The organism is Candidatus Brocadiaceae bacterium, assembly GCA_012728835.1.
Classification (GTDB): domain Bacteria; phylum Planctomycetota; class Brocadiia; order SM23-32; family SM23-32; genus JAAYEJ01.
In genome coordinates, this window is sequence record JAAYEJ010000031.1 from 84,591 (window position 1) to 108,013 (window position 23,423).

Here is a 23,423-nt window from a genome sequence, read left to right on the forward strand (position 1 = left end):
CCATGGAGGAAGCCCCCGTGCACCCCGACCGCGTGTACGTCAGCGGCATGGGCGTTCTGACCGGCCTGGCCGACAACGTGGAGGACCTGGCGCGCGTGCTGGCCGAGCGGAGCATCGTGCGGCGCACGGACCGGACGCAGCGGGAGCTTCCCCGGCGGCCATTGCTGCTGCCCCCCTTCGACCTGGCGGACTTCCTGGAGACCCGGCGGCCATACCTGGACACGCAGTCGCGCTGCGCCCTGGCCGCCGCGGCGATGGCGCTGGACAACGCCGCCGTCGAGCCGGACGAGGTCGACCCCCTGTTGTGCGGCCTCCACTACGCGAACTCCCTCGGGAACCTGGACACTCTGGAGGCCTTCCGACGGGCCGTCGACGAGAAGGGCATGCGCCTGGCCTCGCCCGTGCTCTTCTCGCACGCATACCCGAACACGACGGCCAGCCTGCTGGCCATCGAGTTTGCATTGGCGGGCGTCCATCAGAACGTCTGCGGCGGCCGGCTGTGCGGCGCGCAGGCGCTGCAGGGCGCCCTGATGGCGCTCGACGCCGGCCAGGCGGACATGATCCTCGCCGGCGGGGCCGACGCGGTCGCACCCGAACTGCTGGAGCGGATGTGGCAGGGGGCGCCGGGCAATCTGCCGCCCGGTCAGGCGGCCGCCTTCCTCGTTCTGGAGACCCAGGACTCCGTCGAGCGGCGCGAGGGATATGCCTTCTGCGAGTTGGCTTCCGTCGTCTGCATGGGCACGGGCGGGGCCGCTACGGCGGCCGGCATGGCCGAGGCCCTGGAGGCGGCCGTGGACGCCGCCATCGCCGAGGCGGCCATGTGGGACGGCGACGTGGGGCTGGTGGCGTGCTGCGGCGCCCCGGCCGAGGACTCGCCGGCCGCCCAGGCGGAGGGACTGGCTCTGCGGCGCTTCTCGCAGGTGCCGAAGGTCGGCGCCGCTCCGTTCGTCGGCAACGTCTTCGCGGCGAGTTTCCCGCTCGAATGCGCACTGGCGGCCGAGGCCGTCTCGTCCGGCCGCGTCCCGGCCGACGTGGTGCTCTGGGGTGAGAAGGGGGGCGTGGAGGTCTGGGTGGAAGGCCGCCCCGAGCCCCTGCTGGGCGGCGCGGCCCTGGTCGTCGGCTGCAGCCCGGAGGAGGTCGCCGCGGCCGTGCTCGTGGCCATGTAGAGGGCCCAAGGATGCACAGCCTGAGCATCGTCGTGCTGGCGCACAATCAACTGGCCTACACGCAGGCCTGTTTGAACAGCCTGCGGGAGACCACGGGGGTGCGGCTGGAGGTGGTGGCGGTCGACAACGGATCCACCGACGGCACCGGGGGCTGGCTGGCCGGCCGGAGTGCGGCGTTTGCCGAACGCGGCCATACGCTGCGGATCCTGCGCAACGAGGCGAACATCGGCTGCTCGACCGCGCGCAACCGGGGCGTCGACTGCGCCACGGGCGACTATTGCGCGTTCATGGACAACGACGTGGTGGCCGTCGACCCCCGATGGGCCGTCGGCCTCATCGACGCCATTGAACGGGCAGGCGGCCGGGCGCTCGCCGGGCCGAAGCTCGTCTACCCGGTTCCGCCGCATCGCATCCAGTGTGCGGGGGTGGCCATCTCGCGCACGGGGCGCGTGCAGTTCCGCGGGCGCGGGCGCGACCGCGCCGAACCGGAGTTCAGCCGGCCGCTGCGCTGCCAGGCGCTCATCAGCGCCTGCATGGTGTTCCCCCGACGTCTGTTTGCCGAGATCGGCGGCCTGGACGAGGCGTTCAACCCGATCGAGTACGAGGACCTGGACCTCTGCTATCGGGCGCGTGCGCACGGCTACCAGGCCCTCTATGAGCCGGCAGTCGAGGTGCATCACTGGGAGAGCATCACCAGTGAGGGGACCGAGAAGCTGCCGAACACCTACCTGATCATCAAGCACGGCCTGCTGTTCAAGAAACGCTGGCGGCACATGTTCGAGACCGAGGACGGGCCGCCGGACGACGCCTGCCGCTGGGAACGCCTCGAGGTGCCGTCGCTCCACGGCCGCCGCACCCGATGAGGGCTGTGGGCTCGTTCGATTGCACAAGCGCCCCGGCATGCGGTAGCCTGTGGGCGACCGACACGGCTCGAAGACGGGAACGACCGGATGACCGAATCCATGGAAGACGCAGTGAAGCGGATCATCGTCGAGCGCTGCTTCCTGAGCATCGCTCCGGAGGAGATCGGCACGGAGGATGACCTTCTGGAGGCCGTCGGACTCGATTCGGTGCAGATACTGGAGGTCGTGGTCGGCCTCGAAGAGGTCTTCGGCGTGACGTTCGAGGATGCGGATTTCGAGATCGCGAACTTCGCCAGCGTCCGGGCCATCGTCGACTACCTGCGCGCCAGAGGCGACAGATGAGCCCGCACGCACGGCGGAACGCCTGCATGCACGGAGAGGCATGATGGGAAATGTGTTGAGAGGCGGCTGGTTCGGACGGCAGGTGAGCATCCTGCTGGTCAACGGCAAGACGGTCGGCGGGGAGGTCTCGGAGGTCACCGATCACTACATCGTGCTGACCCGCCCCGGCAAGCCGGACGTACAGGTCATGGGCACGGCCGTCGTGCTGGTGACGGCCGCCGAGACCTCCGCCACGGCCGCGCGCGAACAGGCGCGTGCGGAGGCCGGACCGCCGCTGTTCGAGTGAGGTGCCCCCGTCAGCGCGTGGACGAGGTGCGGCGGAACATCCGCCGTGCCGTTTCGTGCAGCTCCTCGGCGCGCAGGACGGCGGCGGCCGCTACAAAGGCAGATCCGCCCGCCGCCGTCGGCAGCACGACGCGCAGGCACCTGAGTCCGAGGGACCCGACCGACCATGCGGCGGGCAGCCGGCCCAGCACGGCCAGGCACGCTCCGGCCATGATGCCCGTGGCCAGCAGCGTCTTGCCGATGCTGCCGAGCAGCCGGCGCGGGTCGCCCGTCATGCCCGCGCGCTGCAGGAGCCACCACAGAACCGCAACCTGGAGCACGGCCGAGACGGCCGTGGCGGCAGCCAGGCCGGCCTCCGCCAGCGGCCAGACCAGCGTCAGGTTCAGGGCCAGGTTGGCCAGGACGGCCACGGCAGCCACCGCCGCCGGCGTCCCCGCCCGCCCCAGCGCGTAGAACGCACGGCTGAGCACGTGCACCGCGCAATAGGCCCAGACCGCAGTGGAATAGGCCAGCGTCACCGCCGCCGTCCGGTCGGCCATTGCCGCCGTGAAGGCCCCTCGCCGGAACACCAGGGCGATGATGGGCTCCCGCAGGACAATCAGGCCCACACCGCTCGGTGCCGCCACGAACACCACAAGCCCCAGGCTGCGCCGGAGCGAGGCGGCGAACGCGGCGCGGTCCTCGCGCGCGGCGTGTCGGCTCAGCGCCGGGAAGGCGGCCGTTGCGATCGCGATCCCGAACACGCCCAGCGGCAACTGCATCAGCCGGTTGCCGTAATACAGCACGCTGTTCGCCCCGACCCGCATCGGATAGCCCAGGACCGCCCCGAAGAGCCGAAGGGCAGCCCCGTCCTCCGGGCCGGCCAGCGACAGGGCGATCACCCCGTCGAGCAGCAGGTTGAGCTGCACGGCGGCCATGCCCAGCGCAACGGGCCCCATCGCACGGGCGAGACGGCGCACGTCCGAATGCGCGGGTGCCAGAACGGGGGCGAACACGAACCGCTCCGCACGCAGCCCGCCGACCTGCAGGGCCAGCTGCAGGAGCCCGGCCAGCAGGATGCCCGCCGCCACGATGTAGATGCGCACGATGGGGTCCGACGAGACAGCCGGGGCCACGAAACCCACCGCCAGTATCCATACCAGGTTCAGCGTCACCGGCGCCAGGGCCGGGGTCGTGAAGTGGCGCAGCGAGTTCAGGACGGCTGCCAGCAGAGCTGCCAGGCAGATCGGCAGCATGTAGGGCAGCAGCACGGCCGTCAGGCCGAGGGCGAGCCGCCACTGTTCGTTGGGGTTCGCAAACACCAGAAGCGTCAGGACGATGCCCTCCGCCGCTACGATGAGGACGCCCAGCAGCACCGTCAGCACGCCCGCGATCCGCCCGGCCAGGGCCGCGGCGCCCTCCCGGTCGCCGGCTTCCAGACGCCCGGCGAACATCGGGATGAAGGCCGCGCTGAGCGCCCCCTCGCCCAGCAGGCGCCGCAGCATGTTCGGCACCCGGAAGGCGAAGCTGAAGGCGTCCCAGGTGGCGCCCGCACCGAAGAGGGCGGCCGAGAGAGCATCGCGCACCAGCCCGAGCACACGGCTCAGGAACGTGAAGGCCGCCAGGATGCCGGCCCCGCGCATGATGCCGTCCGTCTGCTGCGGCACGTGATGCCTCGGCGAAGCGGGAAGTGGGGGAGACCGTCAGCGCCGCCAGGGGGCCTGCGTCGCGGCGCGGTGCGGGGACCCGTCCGGCAGCAGCTTGACCAGAAGCACCCCGGCCGCGAAGCCGCCGATATGCGCCCAGTAGGCGACCCCGCCCTGCGACGCGACGCCCAGCGAGGCCGCGCCCTCGAGAAACTGGAACAGAAACCAGATACCCAGGAGCACCATGGCGGGGACTTCGACGAAGTGCAGGAAGTAGAAGAACGGGACCAGCGTCAGCACCCGCGCGCCCGGCCAGCAGACGATGTAGGCGCCCAGAACGCCGCCGATGGCGCCGCTGGCCCCGATCATCGGCACCGGACTGCTCGGCGCGATGACATACTGCAGCGCCGCGGCAGCCAGGCCGCAGGCCAGGTAGAACGGCACGTAGAGCAGATGACCCAGCCGCCCCTCCACGTTGTCCCCGAAGATCCAGAGGAACCACATGTTCCCCAGGAGATGCAGGATGTCGCCGTGCAGGAACATGCTGCTGAACGCCGGCACCAGCGCGCCGCCGAGGAACGCCACCTCGCCCTTCAGGGCGCCGGTCACCCGAGACGGCACCAATCCATACTGCAGGACGAACTCCGTCAGCTCGGTCTTCGGCCGGGCGCTCTGGAACACGAACGCCACGACGTTCGCGGCGATGAACGCGTAGGTCGCCCAGGGAACGATGCCGGACGGGTTCCTGTCGCGCAGCGGCAGCAAGGCTCATTCCCCCTCTGGCGATCCGCCAGGCGGTCCGTGCCCCACGGCACTGACCGGGGCTCAGGATAGCATACGCGTCCGGCGGGACACAAGCACGCAGGCGTCAGGCCCCGGCGGTGGAGGGATACGCGCCTGTACCGCACACGGACACACACGGACGAGAACGGACGGCCACGGGCGGCGGGAGGCCGGCACGCCGTTGGAGGGGCACGCGCCGTCGTGCCCGCCCCCCCGCGCGCGAAACGCCCGGGGGCGGGGACGCCCGGGGCAACCCGGCGCGAACAGCGCGGCCGTCTGAATCACAATGGGTAGAGCGGCCATTCCCGGCCGCGGGCATCCGCCGCGCGTGTGCACGCCTGCCGGTTGACCGGATTGCCGCGACTCGTCGTTTTGGCTCCTTGCACAGGAACTCTATCACGGCTATAATGCGCCCGTTTGTCGGCGCTCGGGTGTGCTCCGTCGCACCACGTTGCTGTGAGGGAGCAGTGCGGTCGGGGCCCGAGGCCGTCGGTGGAAGTCGGGAGCGCCGGGCGTTGCGGCCCTCCCGTGCGCGGACGCGCATGCCTGTGTCCGGTTGGCACCCCGGGGTCCCTCCCCCTGCGGTGTGGAACCGGCATGCGCGGTGCCCGCCGGACGGTCCGGGGTTCGCCGGGACTGCTGAACGTCGACCGGCAGCATGCGACGGAAAGGCACGAAGGACGCCGGGAGCCGAGCGATGCAGTGTCGCGTGCCGGCTCAACATCGGGACTGTTTTGAGGGGTGCAGCAATGCCTAAGGGTAAGGTGAAGTGGTTCAGTGACACGAAGGGCTTCGGGTTCATCACGCCGGACGACGGTGCGAGGGACCTGTTTGTGCATCACAGCGCGATCACCGGCATGGGGTTCAAGACGCTGGCCGAGAACGAGGAGGTCGAGTTTGAGGTCGAGCAAGGCCCGAAGGGTCCCCGTGCGGTCAACGTGGTGAAGCTCGGCGGATAACGCGGCCCCGTTCCGGATCCCGGCGCCGACGCGGGAGGGACACGTCGGCGCCCCGCATCCTCCTGGCCGGCCTTCCGACACGCCTGCACCGACGCTCTCCTTGTGCCTCGCCGATGGGCGGTGTACAATGCTGAAGCCCCGTCAGATGTATGCAGTCGCGTTCGGGACCGGTCGGAGGCCGCATGGACGGCAGGAGACGAGTCGACGCGCCGCCGGATCCGGAGATCGACGGCATTCGCCGTCGGCTGGGCCGCATCCGTTCCGACGCTGAGCAGCGCCGATGCCGGAACCCCATTGTGTTCCGACGGGATCTGCCGGTCGCCACGCCCGCCCGGCCGCGGCGCCTTGTCGCCGGTGGCCTCGTGCGTCTGGAGGACGAGGTGGCGGGCGTCGCGCGACCCTGCCCGCAGGGCGGCGCGGCCTACGTGATCGAGCGCCGCTTCGACGGTTCCTGTGAGACCTGGGGCGCCCTGTGCGGCGAGTTTCGGACGCACCTGCAGGACGCCGGCTCGCCCATCCGGCGGCTGATCGCCGCCTCGTGCGGTCTGGACGGCGTGCGGCCGGACGACGTGCTGTTCGTGGACCTGGAGACGACCGGTCTGGCCGGCACGCCGCTGTTCCTGATCGGCACGATGGCCTGTGAGGGCGGCGCCCTGGTGGTGCGGCAGTTCTTCGCGCGGGACTACTCGGAGGAGCGACCCGTCATCGCCCACTTCGCCGAGGCGGCCGGCGGGCGGGGCCTGCTCGTGTCGTTCAACGGCAAGTCGTTCGATCTGCCCTACGTGCGCGTTCGGGCGGCCGCCGTGGGCGTGCCGTTTGCCCCGGACCCTGCGCATCTGGACCTGCTGCACGTGTGCCGCCGGATCTGGCGGGACGTCCTGCCGAACTGCCGTCTCCAGACGCTGGAGCGCCGCATCTGCGGCCGCGTGCGCACGGCGGACATCCCCGGCAGCGAGATCCCGGAGGCCTACCACGAGTACGTGCGCACGGGCAACGCCCTGGAGATGCTGGACGTGCTGGAGCACAACCGGCAAGACTTGCTGACGCTGGCCGAGCTGATGGTCAGGCTGCCGCCGCCGGAAGCCGGGTGAGGGGCATGGACTTCGCCGAGATCCTGCGCGGGTTTCGCAGCGATCCCGCCTACCGGGGTCAGATGGTGCACGTGCGCGAGGAGCCGCCGCGCCCGGCGCGCTTCGCCCAGCGCCGCCGCGGCCTTTCCGATCGGTCGCGGGCCGCCCTGCATGCGCTGGGCATCGAGCGGCTTTACACGCACCAGGCCCGCGCGCTCGACCTGCTGGACGCTGACCGCGACGTGCTCGTGACGACCGGCACGGCCTCGGGCAAGTCGCTGTGTTACGTCCTGCCCATCCTGGAGATGCTGGCCCGCGGCGAGGGCGGGGGGGCCTTGCTGCTGTTCCCCACGAAGGCCCTCTGCCAGGACCAGTTCCAGTCGTTCCGGCGCGTGCTGGACGCGGCGGGTCTGACGGACGTGCTGGCCGGCGTCTACGACGGCGACACGCCGGCGCACGTGCGGCGCCGCCTGCGCGATCATGCCGCCGTCCTTTTCTCCAATCCCGACATGCTGCACAGCGGCATCATGCCGCAGCACGGCCGCTGGGGGCGTTTCCTGGGCGCGCTGCGGTGGCTGGTCGTGGACGAGCTGCACGTCTACAGCGGCATCTTCGGCGCGAACATGGCGAACGTCCTGCGGCGGTTCGGGCGGCTCTGCCGCCACTATGGGTCGAGCCCGCGGTTCGTCGGCTGCTCGGCCACGATCGGCAACCCGGGCGAGCTGGCCGAGGTGCTGACGGGCCGGCCCGTGTCCGTGGTGCTGGAGGACGGCAGCCCGCGCGGCCGGCGCACCTACGTCTTCTGGAACCCGCCGCGCGTGCGGAGCGGGGCGTGGCGGTCGCGGCGGAGCGCCAACGTGGAGGCCCACGAGCTGATGGCGATGCTCGTGCAGCACGGCGTGCCCACGATCACGTTCTCGAAGGCCAGGATGACGGCCGAGATGATCCACCGCTACGTCTGCGAGACGCTCCGCGTGCACGCGCCGCACCTGGCGGAGCGGGTCTCGCCGTATCGGGGCGGCTATCTGCCGGAGGAGCGGCGCGAGATCGAGCGGCGGCTCTTCAACGGCGAGCTTCTGGGCGTCAGCAGCACGCGTGCACTGGAGCTGGGCATCGACGTCGGCGCGCTGGACGCCTCCATCCTGGTCGGCTATCCCGGCACGCTCGCGTCGTTTTTCCAGCAGGCCGGCCGGGCGGGGCGGCAGGATCGCGACGCCCTTGTGATCCTGGTGGGGATCGACACGGCCGTCAATCAGTACGTGATGAGCACGCCGGACTACATCTTCGGCCGGCCGGTGGAGGAGGGCGTCGTGGACCGGGACAACCCGTTCGTCGTCATCGGCCACCTGCGCTGCGCGGCGCACGAACTGCCGCTGCCGGACGCCGGCGCGGACCTGTTCGGTCCGCACGCGCGGCTGGCCCTGCGGGTGCTGGAGGGCAACCGGAAGGTGCGGCTCGTCGACGGCCTGTGGTACCACGCGGCCTCCGAGACGCCGCAGCACGAGGTCTCGCTGCGGGACTTCGCCGAGGCGAACGTCGTGATCGAGGACGTCGACACCGGGGCGGTCCTGGGGGAGGTCGACCGGTTCGATGCGCCCCCGATCGTGCATCCGGACGCCATCTACATGCACCGGGGCGACACCTACCGGGTCCTGCGCCTCGACCTGGACCGGAACATCGCCACCGTGAAGCGCGTGGAGGTGGACTACTACACCCAGCCCCTCGGCGGCACAGACGTGCACCACGTCGACCACCGCCTGCGCGAGAAGCCCTTCGGCACGGGCACCGCCTGCTGGGGCGAGGTGACGGCCTATTTCCGCACGTCCATGTACGAGCGCATCCACTTCTACTCGCTCGACGCCGTCTCGCGCCATGCGCTGGACCTGCCGACCTTCGTTCTGGAGACCATGGCCTTCTGGCTCGTGCCGCCCGAGGGCCTTATGGAGCAGGTGCGGAACGCCGGCCTGGACGCCCACGCGGGGCTGCGCGGCATCGGCTATGCCACGCGCATGCTGCTGCCGGCGTTCATGACGTGCGACACCCTGGACTTCTCGCACTCGATCGGCAGCGCCAACAGCGAGTGGAACGCCATCTTTGTCTACGAGCGCTATCCGCACGGGCTGGGCTTCACCGAGAAGGCGTTCGAACGCCTGCACGAGATCATGCCGGCCGTCCTGGACGCCGTGCGCACGTGCGACTGCGACGACGGCTGTCCGTGCTGCGTCGGCAAGCCGCTCCGGCAGTACACCACCTGGAACGTCGAGCGCGGCGAGGGCTCCATCCCGAGCAAGGCGGCCGCGCGGATGATCCTGGAGGGGCTTCTGGGCGACGGCACGCGGCTGCAGATGCCCGCGCGGGGCGCCCTGTCCGACGACGAGGCGGCCGCCTCGTCTCGGCTGGAGCAGGCGCTGGGGCGCCGGCTGGAGCGCATGCGCGAGCCGGCGGTGTTCCATGCGATTGAGCCGCGCGTGGCGACGCGGTATCCTGACGCCGAGCCGCGCGAGGGACTGGACCGCGCCGACGCGGCGACCCGCAGGCAGCGGCGCACGGAGTTCCACCGCGACCTGCGCAAGCGCCTGGCGAAGCACCTGGGGCCCGACGGCCTGCCGCCGAACGCGCCGAAGGCGACCCCGCGCCCCGGGATGATCACGGACCACGGCAACCGGCGGCCCGTCGACTTCCCGGGCCGTCCGCGCGTGCAGAACGAAGCGGCACCGGAGGGCGCGCAGGCGCCCATCCGCCTGGGCGACTCCCTGGCGGCGCGCGCCCGGAAGCTCACGAGACGGCCCCCGGCCGGGACGCCCGACGCCGCCGCTCCCTCTGAGGATGAACAGGCATAGCGTGGACGCCGACACCTTCATACAGCGCCTGCCCAAGCAGCGGTTCTACTCGAACCAGATCGTGTCCGTCCACGAGGTGCCCGCCCGGCCGGCCGTGTTCGCCGCCCTGGGCGACGGCATGCATCACGCCGTGGAGCATGCCCTGCGCAAGCAGGGCATCGAGCAGCTCTACAGCCACCAGGCCCAGGCCATCGAGCACGTGCGGTCCGGGGGCAACGTAGTCATCGTCACGGGCACGGCCAGCGGGAAGACCCTCTGCTACAACGTGCCCGTGGTCGAAGCCCTCATCGACGACAGCCTGGCGACGATGCTGTACGTCTATCCGACCAAGGCGCTGGCCCAGGACCAGTTGCGCGCCATCGGCCGGTTCGAGATGCCGGAGCGCGACGTGCGCTTCCTGGCCGGCACCTACGACGGCGACACGCCCCAGAACCTGCGCCGCCGCCTGCGCGACGGCGGCAACGTGATCCTGACCAACCCCGACATGCTGCACCAGGGCATCCTGCCGCAGCACGCGCGCTGGAACCGGTTCTTCACGCACCTGAAGTACGTCGTCATCGACGAAGTGCACGCTTACCGCGGCGTCTTCGGCTCGCACGTGGCCGATGTCCTGCGCAGGCTTCAGCGCATCTGCCGCCATTACGGTTCCGCCCCGCAGTACATCTGCTGCTCGGCCACGATCGCCAACCCGCGAGAGCACGCCGAGCGGATCACGGGGCAGTCGATGGAGCTGGTGACGGAGGACGGCTCGCCGCGCGGCCGGAAGGTGTTCGTGCTGTGGAACCCGCCGCCGCTGGAGACGGCCGCCCGCGGCCGCCCCGACGACTGGCGCATCGGCGGCGACCGGCGCAGCCCCACCTGGGAGGCCGTGCACCTGATGGCCGCGCTCGTGCGCACGGGGATCCAGACCATCGCCTTCACGCGCACGCGCCTGGCGGCCGAACTCATCTTCAAGAACGTGCGCGACCTGCTGCGGCCTGTGAGCCGCCGACTCGCCGAATCGGTCCATGCCTATCGTGGCGGCTACCTGCCCGAGGAACGGCGCGAGATCGAGCGCCGTCTGGTCAACAAGGAAATCCTCGGCGTCTCCAGCACGAATGCGCTCGAACTGGGCATCGACATCGGCAGCCTGGACGCGTGCATCCTCGTCGGCTACCCGGGCACCGTCGCCAGCCTGTGGCAGCAGGCGGGCCGTGCGGGGCGCGGGCAGGAGGATTCGCTGGTGTTCCTGGTCGCGCAGAATTCGCCCATGGACCAGTACCTGATGGCCGAGAGCGGCTACATCTTCGCGCAGAACCCGGAGCAGGCCGTTGTGGACCCCGACAACCCCCACGTGGCCGTCGGGCACGTGCGCTGCGCCGCGCACGAGCTGCCCCTGCGCGACGACGAGGCCGAGGCGTTCGGCCCGTACGGCCCCGTGATGCTCGACCTGCTCGCCGAGGACGAGTCGGTGCGGCATATCGACGGGCGCTGGTACTGGGCGCGCTCGGAGTACCCGGCCGCCGAGGTGAACCTGCGCAACATCGCCGGGCCCGTCTATACCATCCAGGACGAGGCCGCCGGCGAGCGCGTGATCGGCACGATGGACGAGATCAGCGCGCTTGCGCAGTTGCACGACCACGCCGTCTACATCCACGGCGCCGAGACCTACTTCGTGAACAAGCTGGACCTGGACCAGAAGATCGCCTTCGTCGCCCGCCGCGACCTGGACTACTACACGCAGTCGATCCAGAACTCGCAGATCCGCATCGACGAGACCGAACAGCAGGACGACTGGCGCGGCGGGCTGGTCGGGTTCGGCGACGTGACCGTCACGACGACCATCCCCATGTTCAAGAAGATCCGCTTCCACTCGCGGGACAGCCTGGGGTTCGAGAAGCTCGAACTGCCCCCGCAGGAACTCGAGACCGTGGCCATGTGGTTCAGCCCGCCGAAGGCCCTCGCCGCCGGCATGCAGGAGCAGGGCCTCGTTGTGAGCGAGGCGCTGATCGGCCTGGCCAACGTGCTGGTCGAGGTGGCCCCGTTCTTCGTCATGTGCGACACGCAGGACATGGGCACCGTCGTGGACTCGCGCTGCCTGGGCCGCGACGCGCTCTTCCTGCACGACCGCTATCCGGGGGGCATGGGCTACGCGCGCCGCTGCCTGGCTCGCATCGAGCAGCTCATGCAGATGGCCTACGGCGTCGTGCGCGAGTGCGGCTGCGAGGACGGCTGCCCGTCGTGCGTCGGCTCCGCCGTGCCCGCCTTCGCCATGACGGACCTGGACAGCGCCGTGCGCGGCCGCATCCCCAGCAAGGCGGGGGCGCTCCACCTCCTGAACGCCCTCCTGACCGCATCGCCGGAGGCCTGACGGCCCGAGGGCCGTGCCCGTCCGTCAGTACTGCCCGTATTCCCGGCACGTCTCGACCATGGCGCGCATGTTCTCCTCGGGCGTGTCGCGTCCGAGCTGGTCGCCGGTCGACAGGATGTAACCGCCTCCTTCCGCCGCCGCGTCAATGCAGCGCCGGACCGTTGCGCGCACGTCGTCCGCAGACCCTCTGAGCATCAGGCCCGTCGTGGACAGGTTGCCCTTCAGAACGATCTTGTCGCCGTAGAGCCGCTTCATCTCGGCCAGGTCGCAGTCGCCCATCGGCGGCTCCTCCAACGGGTCGATGACGGTCAGGTCCGTCTCCTCGGCCATGATCTTCACGAGCGCCGCCTCGGGGCCGCAACTGTGCACGTGGGTGGGGATGCCCACGGACGTGGCCAGCTCAATGGCGCGCTTCACGGCCGGCAGGGCGAGCTGGCGGAAGATCCCGACCGTCTGGAACACGAGCGTGCCCGAGCCGCCGCACAGGAAGAAGTCCGGCTTGACCGGGAACTCCATCAGGCGGCGGAACTTCTCCTCGACCGCGTCGATGCGTTGCTGCGCCCACTCCTCGTGCTTGTCGGGGTTGTCGTAGTAGTTGTAGATCGCCTCCGGGTTGCCCAGCGCGAGCGTGCCGGCCAGCCCGATGCCGACGATGCCGCGGTCGCCGAGCAGTTCCTTGATGCGGCCCACGACGTCGGGGCCGACCATGTCCGGCTTGACTCCTTCCACGGGTTCGTAGCGCTCGGGCTCCGGGGGGAATCCCAGCTTCTCGAGCGGAATCCGATACCCGGGCGAGTCGGCCACGCGGAAGACATCCGCCGTGGGCTGCCATACCCGCTTGCCGTCTTCGAGCCGCGAGAGTTGCGTGACGATTCGCGACTCATCACGCGCGATGATGAAGCGCTCCCAGCCGAACGCCTCCGGCTGGCGGTCGCCGAACAGGTCGATGTAGTAGGCCTCGAAGAAGGCGTCCACGTCGTAGTGGTTGGCGCAGTCGATGTAGGCCCGCCACAGCGGGGGGTCGTTGTAGAGGTAGATGTCCCAGAACGGCTTGCCGGTCAGCCGGCAGGGCAGCATGTTCGAAAAGTCCGGTGATACCGGCACGCAGTCCGGCACACCGCCGGACAGCACGGTCAAGAGGCGCTCGCGCGGCGTCATGGAGGCCATGGTCATCTCGCTCCGAGTTGTGCGGCGGGACGTTCACTGACGTGGCGCGGCATTCTACGGGGGCCGACAGGCGCTTTCAACGGCGGGCGGGCACGGACACATGCACGGACGGACACGCCCGGCTGTGGGGCCACGCCCTGCGGAGCGCCTTCAGGGTGGTGCATGCCGCGTGGCCTCCCGGCTTGACGCCCAGCCGCCGGCGGGGCACAATGGCGTCCGAATCGTACCGACAACGGGAGGTCGCGGATGACGGGCACGCGGAAGAAGGAACTCGTACGCAAGGCTGTGAAGGCCGACGCGGCCGGCGCGAGGAAGCTGGCGGGCCGCATCTGGGAACTGGCGGAGCCGCCGTTGCAGGAGTTCGAATCCTCGCAGCTCCTGGCTGACTTCCTTGGGGAACGCGGCTTTGACGTCGAGTTCCCCTTCGCCTGCCTGCCGACGGCATTCCGGGCGACGGCCGGGCGGGGCGGGCCCGCCATCGGCATGCTGGGAGAGTACGACGCGCTGCCCGACTGCGGCCTGAAGGCGGGCACCTACGGCCACGGGTGCGGACATAACCTGCTCGGCGTCGGTGGGGCGCTGGGGGCGCTGGCGGCGGCGCGCGTGTTGGCCGCCGAGGAGCGCGCGGGCCGGGTCGTCTTCTGGGGCTGTCCGGCCGAGGAGGAGTTGACGGGCAAGGTCTACATGGCGCGGGAGGGCGCCTTCCGCGAGCTGGACGCGTGCCTGGCCTGGCATCCCGGCACGCACACGTCCGCATCGCCGATGGGCGGGGCGGCCATGGACTCGCTGGTCTACGAGTTCTTCGGCCGGACGGCGCACGCCGCAGTGGCCGAGGGGGGCCGCAGCGCGCTGGACGCCGTGATGCTCATGGACGTGGCGGCCAACTACCTGCGCGAGCACATCCCCGACAACGTGCGCGTCCACTGCGTCGTGCGCGAGGGCGGCGGGGCGCCCAACGTGGTCCCCGCGCATGCGCGCATCTGGTACTACGTGCGCGGCAAGGACAGGAAGCAGGTCGATGAGATCGTCCCGCGCCTCACGCTGTGTGCGAGGGGGGCCGCCACCGCGACGGAGACGCGCATGAAGGTGCGCCGCCTTGCGGGCGTCTATGACCGGCTGCCGAACGCGCCCCTGGCGTCGCTGGTGCAGGAGAACCTGGAGCTGTTCGGCGCGCCGCGGGCGACCAGGGCGGACCGGGACCGGATCAAGGACCGGCTGCCGCAGGTCGAGTTCGAGTCCGGCGTCCGCAAGGAGATGCCCGAGACGCCTTCGAAGGGCAGCACGGACGACTGCAACGTGTCGTGGCTGACGCCGCTGGGCGCCTTCCGGATGGCCTGCGTGGCAAAGGGCACACGCGGGCACCACCGCGACTACACGTTCCAGACGAACCTTCCGTTCGCCTACCGCGGCATGCAGCGCACGGCCGAGGTGATGGCCGGCACGGCCTGGGACCTGGCCACACGGCCGGCTGTGCTCGGGGAGGTTCGCGCCGAGTTCGAGAAGGCCACGAAGGGCTTCACCTACGACCCGCTGGTGCCGAAGCGCCAGCGGCCGCCGATCAAGGACGTGTGACCGGGCCGCCCGGTCCCGAATCGCAGGGCGCAAGTTGCCGACGAAGCGCCCGGTAGTCCGTCTTGCCTGTGCCGAGCAGAGGGATTTCCTCCACACGCACGACTCGCCGAACGCTGTGCAGGCCCGACAGGCCGGCTTCCCGAATCTGCCGATTGACCTCGCCGCGATCGACCTCGAACGTGGCAAACAGCACGATCTCCGGTTGTCCCTCGTCCGCGGTGGCGTCGACGGCGAGCACCGGGCCGCCTTCCGAGCCGTAGTGCGCCTCCAGAACGGTCTCGACGGCCGGCAGCGACACCATCTCGCCGCCGATCTTCGCGAAGCGCTTCAAGCGGCCGCGGAAGGTCAGCACGCCCCCATCGTCCTCGCTGACCAGGTCGCCGGTCCTGTACCAGTCGGCACCCTCGAGGGACACGAACGGCGACGGGCCGTCGTACTCCATGTAGCCGCCGAAGACGCTCGGGCCGCGCACGAGGAGCATCCCGCGTTGCCCGCGCCGCACGCGCTCTCCAGTCTCCATGTTCACAATCGCGTAGTCCAGGGACGGCAGGACCTTGCCGATCGATCCGCGCACCGGCGCGTCCTCGACGTTGACCGCCACGACGGGGGAGCATTCGGTGACTCCGTAGCCCTCCAGGACGGTCAGGTGCGGGTACTGCGCGGCCAGGGCGTCGTAGACGCGCTCGGGGCACTTGTCCGCTCCCGTGACGGCCAGGCGCAGCGAGTTCAGCATGCGCGGATCGGCGACGCGGACGATCCCATGCAGGAAGGACGGCGTGCCGACCATGAGCGTCAGCCGGTAGGCCTCGATGAGCCGGGCCAGCATCCCGGCCTCGGTCGGGTCGGCGTGGTAGGCGACCGGGATCCCGGTACAGAGCGGCATCAGCATCGTGACCGTCAGCCCGAAGGAGTGGAACGGCGGCAGCATGCCGAGGATGCTGTCCGTCTGCCGCAGGGCCACGTGGTTGAGGAGGTCGCGCATGTTGGCCAGCAGGTTGGCATGGCTCAGCGGCACGGCCTTCGGCAGGCTCTCGGATCCGCTGGTGAACAGCACCACGGCGGGCTCGGGGGCCCGGACGCGGTGCAGTGCGCGCCAGCCGGTGTGCGAGGCCACGACGGCCCGCAGCTTGCGGCCGGTGCCGATGCGCCGGCCGAGGTCCTCGGCGTGGACGAAGCGGTCGGACAGCGCGCTCAGGTCGATCCCGCGCTCGGCCAGGCGTGCCAGGAGAGCGCCGCTGGTCAGCACGTGCCGGACGCCGGCCAGGTCGAGCGAATGCCCCACGTTGCGCGCGCCGGTGGTCCAGTTGACCATGACGGGCGTCTTGCCGGCGAACAGGGCGGTCAGGTAGAAGACCGAGGCGGCCGCCGAGGCCGGCAGCATGATGCCGACGCGCGGGCCGTCGAGGCGTTCCATCTCCGGCCGGAGCGCGCAGACGGCGGTGAGCAGATCGCGATAGGTCTTCACACCGGTGATCTGGTCGGCGATGACCGGTCGGTCCGGAAAGCGGTGCGCCGCGTGAAGAAACGCCTCCAGGATGGTGTTTCCGACGGGAGGCTCGACACGGCCGGACGGCCGGGGCGCGAACCACGCACGGGCGATGGGCCTGAGTTCCGCCGGCTCGGCGGTGACCGCGTCGCCGCAGGCGGCCAGCAGCAGGTCGGCGACCGTCTGGAGCGAATCCGGGTCTCCGGCCGGCAGGCCGAACTCGCCCTCGGCCCAGGCGATCAGTTCGGCGCGCGCCAGGCTGTCCAGCCCCAGGTCGCGTGCCAGGTGGTCGCCGTCGCCGATGTCCGGCAGGCCCGTCAGTTCGCGCAGGTGCTCGCGCACGATGTGCCGGGTTGCCTCGGGCACGTGCTCGGTGTCGCGGCCGGAGGCGCCCAGGCGGGGCTCCTGCATGACGCGCGTGCCGCCGTGCTCCCAGATGGTGTACGGAACGTAGGTGGCGGCGGGCGCATCGGCGTTGTAGAACGCCTCCAGGCAGGCGTTGAGGGCGTCCGGGCCGGCGTCGCGCGGTAGGTCGGCCGGCTCGACGAACTCGATGGTCACCCGGCGCTTCGGGGCGAAGAAGACGCCGCTGAGCAGCAGCCTGCCGATCCCGAATCGCAGCGTCCCGGCCACGTCCGGCGGGTGCCCGTGGGCCCAACTGAACCGGCTGCCCCACAGCCCGCGCGTGCGCACGAGCACGACGCGGGCGTCGGGGGCCAGGGACAGGATGCGACCGGCGGCGGTGTTGCCGCGCAGGTTCTCCGTCCGCGCGCGGTAGGCGTGCCCCGAGGGATAGAGCAGCACGCAACGTCCGTCGCGGAGACAGGAGGCGAAGTCCTCCAGCGCCTGTTCGATGTGGGGCCGTGCCTGGGGGCCGCGCTTCGCAATGCTCGGGACCGCACGCACGCCGAGGCGGCGCGCCACGCGGCGGATGAAGAAACGGTCGACCTGGTCGGCGTCGGCCCAGGTGCGCGGCGCGAACCGCGGGAAGAGCAGGGCCGTGAGCATGATGGGATCGATCAGGGCCGGGTGGTTCGGCATGAGCAGGATGGCGTTCCGGCCTCGTGCGGCGACCTGGCGCAGTCCGGTGACCCGAACGCGGTAACGGAGGCGGATCAGGCTGCGGGCCAGCCCCATGAGGAACCGGTCCAGGGGGTTGTGGCGTCCGGGCGGCAGAACCACGGCCCCGATGCCGAGTGCCGCCAGGAACGCCGCCACGGCCGCCAGGGCGATCCTCGCTTCCATACTCATCCGACTGTCGTCTCCGCGAGGGAGAGGGGTCCGGACCGCGCGCCATTATAGGAGACCGGACCCGGAGGAGAAAGGCCGGCGAGGCCGCCGGCCTACGCCTTCCGGGCGAGGCGCAGCACCTTCAGGAAGGCGAACAACCCCATCCCCAGCATCAGGGCCGCCGCGCCGAACACGATCCCGACCCTCACCCACGGCACCTCGTGCGTCTCCATGACCGTGCCGACGACGCCGAAGCCGGCGACGACGATCAGCGCCCCGGGAAGCATGCAGAGCCAGGACCAGAACAGGTAGGTCGGGAACCGGACCGGCGTCAGCCCGAACGCGTAGTTCTGCACGTTGAAGGGCACAACGGGCAGCAGGCGCATCAGAGCGACCACGCAGGCGCCGTGCAGCCGGACGAGCGGGTCCAGCCGGCACGCCTTCGGGTGGCGCCGGATCCACTGCCCGGCCGCCTCGCCCGCCAGGTAGCGGGCGATTACGAAGGCGACGGCGGCGCCCAGCGTCTTGGCGATCGAGATGCACACGAAGGCGACGACCGGATGGAACAGGAGCGCCCCGACGGCGCTGAACGCGGACCCGGGCACCAGGCAGACGGCGGCGCCCGCGCGGATCAGGATGTAGGCGAGCGGCGCGGCAGGCCCCAGCGTGCGGATCCACGCCTGCAGCTCCGGCAGTCGGCGCCCGAGCCCCAGCAGCATGGCCGCGACCGTCGTGAGGACCAGGACGGCCAGCAGGACCAGGGCCTTCCAGGCATCGGAGGCGCGCGCGGGGGACACGACCTGGCCGAGGGCATTCTCGGCCGGCACCTCCGTGTCGGTTCTGCCTTCCATCCGAGCCGATCAGCCTCCGCTGTGACCGGCAAAGGAACCGGCAGCCCGTCGTCGGGGCTGCCGGTCTGCCGGGATGTGTGCGCCGGGACGAGCGCGGCGGCCTGGTGCCCCCTCAGAAGGGCAGAACCGGGTGGTAGACCGGGCCCTGGCGAGGTTTGTCCCGCCACCACGGCCAGTCGCCTTCACCGAGCGTCCTCAGGTCGTCGTCGCCGCACAGGTCGTAGTTGAAAAAGCCCAGGAAGAAATCGGCGATCTCGCCGTAGCGTATGTTGCCGCCGAGGCCGAACCAACCCAGGTGCAGGTAGTGGATGCAGGAGATGCCGTAGGCGGGCCGCCGTTCGGGCCGGGCGACCCAGCCGAGGATGCCGGCATACCACTGGTGCAGGGTCTCCGGCTTGTCCGGGTCGTATTCGTTGCCCCAGCCGACCTCGCTGTAGCTCCACGGCCCGAGCCCCAGGGTCCGGTAGTAGTGCCTCTGCATCCCGATCCTGTCGCCGCCCCAGCCGATGAACTGGCCGTCGCACTTGCCGGCTCCGAAGGCCACCACGCCGGCGCCGCAGACGTAGAACGCGGCATAGGGATCCGAAGAGACCATCACGCCGAGGTCCGCGATCTGCGCCGCGTCGCGGCAGCGATCTCCCAGGTACGCGCAGCCCGGAGCGGCCAGGAGAGACAGCGCCAGGGCCAATCCAGCGATCAAAAGCGTCCGCCTGTTCTGCGGCACAGCAGAATCCTCCACCCGTGTGGTTGCCCGCACCGGCCGCGGGCCCTTCCCGCGGCCGATGCGGTGGTTCCATGTAAAGCATACCTGGGCGCGGAGGGCGGCGTCACGCGACGCCCGATTCCGTGCCGGATGCGTCGTTCACCTGGGCATCGTCTGAAGGTGTACTTCCCGCGCGAGGACGTCCGAGGGGTCCGCCCCCGTGTTGAAGATATGCGCCAGTTCCAGGTTGCTGACGGCCCGCAGCAACGGGTAGCGTTCCCGGCGGTTCAGCAGCACCTCCCGGATGGCCCCGCTGAGGACCTCCCAGTGCACCTCGTTGCCGGGACGATCGGCGAAGGGGCTGTTGGGCCAGTCGTGGCCGGACAGCCGCACGACGGTCGTCGGCTGGTGGAAGTACCAGTACTCGATGCTGGCGGCAAAGGCGTCGATGCGTTCCTGCGGGTCGGCGGCGTCATACTCGTAGCGCAGATCGCCGGCGGCGCGCGGGCTGGCCAGGTGGGCCTCGATGCCGGCGGCCCAGTCCCCGTAACCCCTACCCGGATGGAACGGCGGCGCCATCAGGTCCCAGCCTGCGAACGTCGGGACGTTGACGCGCGTGGAGATGTCCGTACTGAAGTTCGCCTCCCTGCGAATCTGGTTCATGTCGCGCCGGGAACGCACGACGTCGCCCGGGCGCTGGAAGCCGCCGCCGCCGCCCTTGAACCCATAGATCTTGTCCAGACCCAGGATGTAGGCGCGCAGCCAGTTGTTGCAGCCGGCGTAGTTGGCGCGCAGTTCGTCATCCGTCATGGCGCGGATGGTCCGGCCGTCCGGGTTGTGGTACATGGTGTGGTTCGCGACTTCGGCGCCGCGGTCGAAGCAGCGCTGCACGAGCACGCGGTGATACTCGTGGTCGTGGCGCGACATCGGAGCGTAGTAGATCGTGAAGGCCCAGCGCACGTCCTCGGCCGCCAGTTCCTCCACCAGGCCCGCGATGCGCTCCATCGCCTCGACCGTCGCGCAGTCGTCGAACCAGCCGTGCAGGTAGCGGAACTCCCCGTAGGTGTCCTCAGGGACCGGCGGGGCCGGGGGCTCGGTCAGCGCGGCGACCGGGGCCGGCAGGGGCCCGAACCGCTCGATCCCGGACCGTATCGCCCGGAACGTGCTCGGCTCGGTCTCCGTGCCGATGGCCGCCACCAGCAGCGGCAGCGAACTCGGGTCTCCGAGATCGGCCAGAAGCTGCGCGGCCAGGCGCCGGACGGCGGCGTCTTCGTGGCGGAGGGCTTCCTGCAGATGCGCCAGGCCCTCGGGGTCCTCCAGCCGTGCCAGCGCGGACGCCAGGTGGAGCCGGAAGAAAAAGTGGTCGCGCGGCCGGCTGTAGCGTTCATACCAGAGCTTGATCCCCGGGATGACCGACTTGTCGCCGATGGCGCCCAGCGCCTCGCAGGCCATCTGGAACACCTTGTACTCGCGCTCCCACTGCACCGCCCCGGTCTCCTCGTCATACTCCTTCGGGGGCAGGACGCGTTGCACGATGATCTCGGCCCCGCCTTCGGGCTTGAACTTCGCCAGGCCCAGCACGCACTGGTACTGATGCTCGTGGTCGCGCGTGGTCGCCAGGGACTCCTTGAAGACTTCAGCCACCCGCTCATCGCCGAACTTCACCAGCAGCGCCAACGTCCAGATGGGCGCGTGCATGCCGATGGCGTCGTTCTTCTCGAGGGCCACCCGGACGATCTCCTCCCGGGAGGGCTCGTCGCCGATGTGCCAGAGCGCGCGCAGGGCGAAGAAGCCCGGGCTGTCCTCGCCGAAGAACTCCTGCTCCCGGGCGATGCGAATGCAGGCGGGGATGGCCTCCTTGAGGTCCATGTAGAGGGCCGCCTTCAGGGCCATGGACCGGACCATCTTGTGGTCGGCGGTCTCCAGGCAGTCCACGACGGTGGCCCGCCCGGCCTCGCTGCCGAGGCGGTGAAGGGCCAGGGCGGCGGCCAGGCGGTTGAAGTGCTCCTCGAAGCGAAGGTCCTCGTTCGGCCCATAGTCTGCCGGCCGGTAGGTCAGAGCCTCCGTGAGTGCCGGAATGGCCTCGGGAGAGCCGATCCGCTCCAGCACGGCGATCGCGCACCGCCGCACCGGCCGGGAGCTGTCCGTCATCGCCTCGATCACCGCCGGAAGGGCCGTCTCGTCGTGCGTGAAAACCAGTTGCGCGATGGCGGCCTCGCGCACCCCAGGATTGCGGTCCCGCAGGGCCTCGCAGAAGGTCGCGATGTGCCGCGGGTCGTTCTCGAGTCCCAGCCGGTAGAGCCGGCCGACAACCTCCCCTCTCTCCTCGAACGTGAAATGCCCCGTCTGACGACGCGCCGTCTGAACGGTTCCGGTCGCCGAACATCCGGCCAGAACCACCAGGAGGGCCAGAGCCGAGCCGAATGCCCTCATCGCAGGCTCCTTCCGTGCAGGCAAGAGATGCTGTCCGACCATGCAGTCGCGGACCTCACAGGATCAAGCCGGAGACGCCGGCCTCGCCTCAGGCTACTTCGGCGGCCGTCGGCCTGTCAAGGGCAGTCGTGCGCTCCCCCCAGAAGCGTAGCGCCGGGCGTCCTTGTCCGGCGGCCGGGGCTGCGCGTGCACGTGGAGGGCCGTGCTCCGTCGCGGCCGGGGATGGCCGGGCCGGCCACATGCGCGGGCGGGCACGACGGAGCATGCCCCTCCACGGCGTGAGGCGCCCGTGCCCGGAACCCGGCCAGGATTACCCGGACCGCTCAACCCAGCTCCAGCAGCAGCGACTGCAGGAACGGCTGCACGTCCGTCACGATGCCGAGCGCCTGGGCCGTGCCGCGGTCCGCCAGCTTGGTGACCGCCGCCGGCTGGATGTCCACGCACACGACCCGCGTCGAGGCGGGCAGCATGTTGCCGGTGGCGACCGAATGCAGCAGCGTCGCCACCATGATGGCCAGGCCCACCTTGCGGCAGCGGCGGCGCATCTGATGCTGGGCCTGGACGGAGTCCGTGATGACGTCGGGCAGGGGGCCGTCGTCGCGGATCGAGCCGGCCAGAACGAAGTCGACGCCATGCGTGACGCACGCGTGCATGATGCCGCTGTGCAGGAGACCTGTGCGTACGGCGGCCCGGATGCCGCCGGCCTGGCGGATGGCGTTGATCGAGCGCAGGTGGTTCTCGTGGCCCGCCCGTGTGACGGCGCCTTCGCGCATGGACACGCCCAGGGAGGTGCCCATGAGCGCGCACTCGACATCGTGCACGGCCAGCGCGTTGCCGGAGAAAAGCACCTGCACGTAGCCGGCCGCGATGAGCTTCTCAAACAGCGGCCCCGCGCCCGAGTGCACCAGCGCCGGCCCGCACACCCAGAGCACGGGCCGCCCCGCCTCCCGCTCCTGGCGTAGCATGGCGGCCACGTGGGCGATGAGCACCCGCTTCGGCTTCTCGGTGGACACGTCGCTGGTCATGAAGCCGAACTCGCCCGGGCCGCGGCGGGGTGCCGGCGGCGTCACGTGCACGCCTCCGCGCCCGACGACGATCCGGTCGCCCTTGCGCACATCGGCCATCTTGAGCGTGCGCGCACTGCGGGGGGATTCCGACACGACGATGCCGCTGTCCATCTGCGGGTTCTTCACGCGCACCCACCGTCCGCCCAGGTACACGGAGGTCGGCAGGTTCGTTGTGACGTAGAAGCCTTCGGGGAAGACGCCGTCGCGCGGCGCGGGCTTCAGCGTGACGGGCCGGCGCTCGACGGGCTGGGCGCCCAGCCGCGCGACGGCCTGCAGGATGGTCTCCAGCTTCTTGGGGCTGTCGTGCGTCAGCAGCAGCCGCGCGAAACTGGAGTCCTCGGCCGTGGCGCCCACGTCGAACCTCTGGACCTCAAAGCGTCCTTCGTGGGCCATGATCACGTCGAGGATGCCGGGCAGGATCCGAGAGTCAATCAGGTGTCCTCTGACCTCCACAATCTCCTGAGCCATAAAGGGGTTGCTCCCATGCGTCTTCCTCTCCGCCAGCAAGGTCGGTACTGCGCCGGGCCGACGGAAGCCGGCGCCCCGCCGCACGGGGCGGTCAGTCGGATCCCGAGTCGCCATCGCGGCCGGGACGGATCCTTCCTCGTTGTCCATTGATCTCGTGCAGCGG

The 23,423-nt window shown here is 70.5% G+C and carries 17 protein-coding genes; 9 read left to right on the top strand and 8 right to left on the bottom strand.

Features of this window, described 5'->3' with window-relative positions; translation table 11 throughout:
- The first annotated feature begins 2 nt into the window (after positions 1-2).
- From GXY85_04920 to GXY85_04935, 4 genes are all read left to right on the top strand, one after another.
- Entirely contained in the window at positions 3-1,166 is a 1,164-nt protein-coding gene (locus GXY85_04920; protein ID NLW50172.1) for a hypothetical protein, read from the top strand.
- Positions 1,167-1,177: 11 nt separating this feature from the next.
- Positions 1,178-2,029, top strand: coding sequence for a glycosyltransferase family 2 protein (locus tag GXY85_04925; protein ID NLW50173.1), 852 nt, complete (start codon positions 1,178-1,180; stop codon positions 2,027-2,029).
- A 99-nt stretch (positions 2,030-2,128) separates the two neighbouring features.
- Positions 2,129-2,371 carry an acyl carrier protein gene (locus tag GXY85_04930; protein ID NLW50174.1) on the top strand — a complete coding sequence of 81 codons (243 nt, stop codon included), beginning with the start codon at positions 2,129-2,131 and terminating at the stop codon, positions 2,369-2,371.
- A gap of 43 nt (positions 2,372-2,414) precedes the next feature.
- Positions 2,415-2,657, top strand: a complete 243-nt coding sequence (locus GXY85_04935) for a hypothetical protein (GenBank protein ID NLW50175.1) — start codon at positions 2,415-2,417, stop codon at positions 2,655-2,657.
- Between the two features lie 10 nt (positions 2,658-2,667).
- Here GXY85_04935 and murJ read toward each other — a convergent pair whose 3' ends face one another.
- Together murJ and GXY85_04945 are read right to left on the bottom strand one after the other, a co-directional pair.
- On the bottom strand, positions 2,668-4,302 hold the full coding sequence (murJ, locus tag GXY85_04940) for a murein biosynthesis integral membrane protein MurJ (protein NLW50176.1): 1,635 nt from the start codon (positions 4,300-4,302) through the stop codon (positions 2,668-2,670).
- A gap of 36 nt (positions 4,303-4,338) precedes the next feature.
- Positions 4,339-5,046 carry a rhomboid family intramembrane serine protease gene (locus tag GXY85_04945; GenBank protein NLW50177.1) on the bottom strand — a complete coding sequence of 236 codons (708 nt, stop codon included), beginning with the start codon at positions 5,044-5,046 and terminating at the stop codon, positions 4,339-4,341.
- 767 nt (positions 5,047-5,813) lie between these two features.
- On the opposite strand from GXY85_04945, the gene GXY85_04950 reads away from it, so the two are divergent.
- From GXY85_04950 to GXY85_04965, 4 genes are all read left to right on the top strand, one after another.
- Positions 5,814-6,023 (top strand): cold-shock protein, encoded by a 210-nt coding sequence (locus GXY85_04950; protein NLW50178.1) that lies wholly within the window; start codon positions 5,814-5,816, stop codon positions 6,021-6,023.
- Between the two features lie 182 nt (positions 6,024-6,205).
- A complete protein-coding gene (locus tag GXY85_04955) occupies positions 6,206-7,114 on the top strand; it encodes a hypothetical protein (protein NLW50179.1) in 909 nt (302 codons plus the stop codon).
- 5 nt (positions 7,115-7,119) lie between these two features.
- The gene (locus tag GXY85_04960) at positions 7,120-9,933 is read left to right on the top strand and encodes a DEAD/DEAH box helicase (GenBank protein ID NLW50180.1); all 2,814 of its coding nucleotides are present in this window, start codon (positions 7,120-7,122) and stop codon (positions 9,931-9,933) included.
- A gap of 1 nt (position 9,934) precedes the next feature.
- Positions 9,935-12,283, top strand: coding sequence for a DEAD/DEAH box helicase (locus GXY85_04965; GenBank protein ID NLW50181.1), 2,349 nt, complete (start codon positions 9,935-9,937; stop codon positions 12,281-12,283).
- Positions 12,284-12,307: 24 nt separating this feature from the next.
- Here the strand turns inward: GXY85_04965 and GXY85_04970 are convergent, their stop codons facing one another.
- Positions 12,308-12,799, bottom strand: coding sequence for a hypothetical protein (locus GXY85_04970; GenBank protein NLW50182.1), 492 nt, complete (start codon positions 12,797-12,799; stop codon positions 12,308-12,310).
- A gap of 897 nt (positions 12,800-13,696) precedes the next feature.
- Between GXY85_04970 and GXY85_04975 the strand changes: the two genes are divergently transcribed.
- Positions 13,697-15,022, top strand: a complete 1,326-nt coding sequence (locus GXY85_04975; protein ID NLW50183.1) for an amidohydrolase — start codon at positions 13,697-13,699, stop codon at positions 15,020-15,022.
- On the opposite strand, the gene GXY85_04980 is transcribed toward GXY85_04975, so the two are convergent.
- The 5 genes from GXY85_04980 to GXY85_05000 form a co-directional block, all read right to left on the bottom strand.
- Positions 15,009-17,759, bottom strand: coding sequence for an AMP-binding protein (locus GXY85_04980; protein ID NLW50184.1), 2,751 nt, complete (start codon positions 17,757-17,759; stop codon positions 15,009-15,011). The two genes, GXY85_04975 and GXY85_04980, sit on opposite strands and share 14 nt — an antisense overlap.
- 92 nt (positions 17,760-17,851) lie before the next feature.
- Positions 17,852-18,589 (bottom strand): TVP38/TMEM64 family protein, encoded by a 738-nt coding sequence (locus GXY85_04985; GenBank protein ID NLW50185.1) that lies wholly within the window; start codon positions 18,587-18,589, stop codon positions 17,852-17,854.
- Positions 18,590-18,701: 112 nt separating this feature from the next.
- Positions 18,702-19,289: a hypothetical protein gene (locus GXY85_04990; GenBank protein ID NLW50186.1), complete on the bottom strand. Its 588-nt coding sequence runs from the start codon at positions 19,287-19,289 to the stop codon at positions 18,702-18,704.
- Positions 19,290-19,451: 162 nt separating this feature from the next.
- Entirely contained in the window at positions 19,452-21,725 is a 2,274-nt protein-coding gene (locus GXY85_04995; GenBank protein ID NLW50187.1) for a hypothetical protein, read from the bottom strand.
- A gap of 323 nt (positions 21,726-22,048) precedes the next feature.
- A complete protein-coding gene (locus GXY85_05000; GenBank protein NLW50188.1) occupies positions 22,049-23,260 on the bottom strand; it encodes a TIGR00300 family protein in 1,212 nt (403 codons plus the stop codon).
- Positions 23,261-23,423: the final 163 nt, after the last annotated feature.

Bases quoted from the DNA above. Each gene is read 5' to 3' on its own strand.
- GXY85_04930 (NLW50174.1), top strand. From the start codon at position 2,129: ATGGAAGACGCAGTGAAGCGGATCATCGTCGAGCGCTGCTTCCTGAGC.
- GXY85_04955 (NLW50179.1), top strand. From the start codon at position 6,206: ATGGACGGCAGGAGACGAGTCGACGCGCCGCCGGATCCGGAGATCGAC.
- GXY85_04960 (NLW50180.1), top strand. From the start codon at position 7,120: ATGGACTTCGCCGAGATCCTGCGCGGGTTTCGCAGCGATCCCGCCTAC.
- GXY85_04985 (NLW50185.1), bottom strand. From the start codon at position 18,589: ATGGAAGGCAGAACCGACACGGAGGTGCCGGCCGAGAATGCCCTCGGC.
- GXY85_04920 (NLW50172.1), top strand. From the start codon at position 3: ATGGAGGAAGCCCCCGTGCACCCCGACCGCGTGTACGTCAGCGGCATG.
- GXY85_04980 (NLW50184.1), bottom strand. From the start codon at position 17,759: ATGAGTATGGAAGCGAGGATCGCCCTGGCGGCCGTGGCGGCGTTCCTG.
- GXY85_04995 (NLW50187.1), bottom strand. From the start codon at position 21,725: ATGAGGGCATTCGGCTCGGCTCTGGCCCTCCTGGTGGTTCTGGCCGGA.
- GXY85_04950 (NLW50178.1), top strand. From the start codon at position 5,814: ATGCCTAAGGGTAAGGTGAAGTGGTTCAGTGACACGAAGGGCTTCGGG.
- GXY85_05000 (NLW50188.1), bottom strand. From the start codon at position 23,260: ATGGCTCAGGAGATTGTGGAGGTCAGAGGACACCTGATTGACTCTCGG.
- GXY85_04970 (NLW50182.1), bottom strand. From the start codon at position 12,799: ATGGAGTTCCCGGTCAAGCCGGACTTCTTCCTGTGCGGCGGCTCGGGC.
- GXY85_04975 (NLW50183.1), top strand. From the start codon at position 13,697: ATGACGGGCACGCGGAAGAAGGAACTCGTACGCAAGGCTGTGAAGGCC.
- GXY85_04935 (NLW50175.1), top strand. From the start codon at position 2,415: ATGGGAAATGTGTTGAGAGGCGGCTGGTTCGGACGGCAGGTGAGCATC.
- GXY85_04925 (NLW50173.1), top strand. From the start codon at position 1,178: ATGCACAGCCTGAGCATCGTCGTGCTGGCGCACAATCAACTGGCCTAC.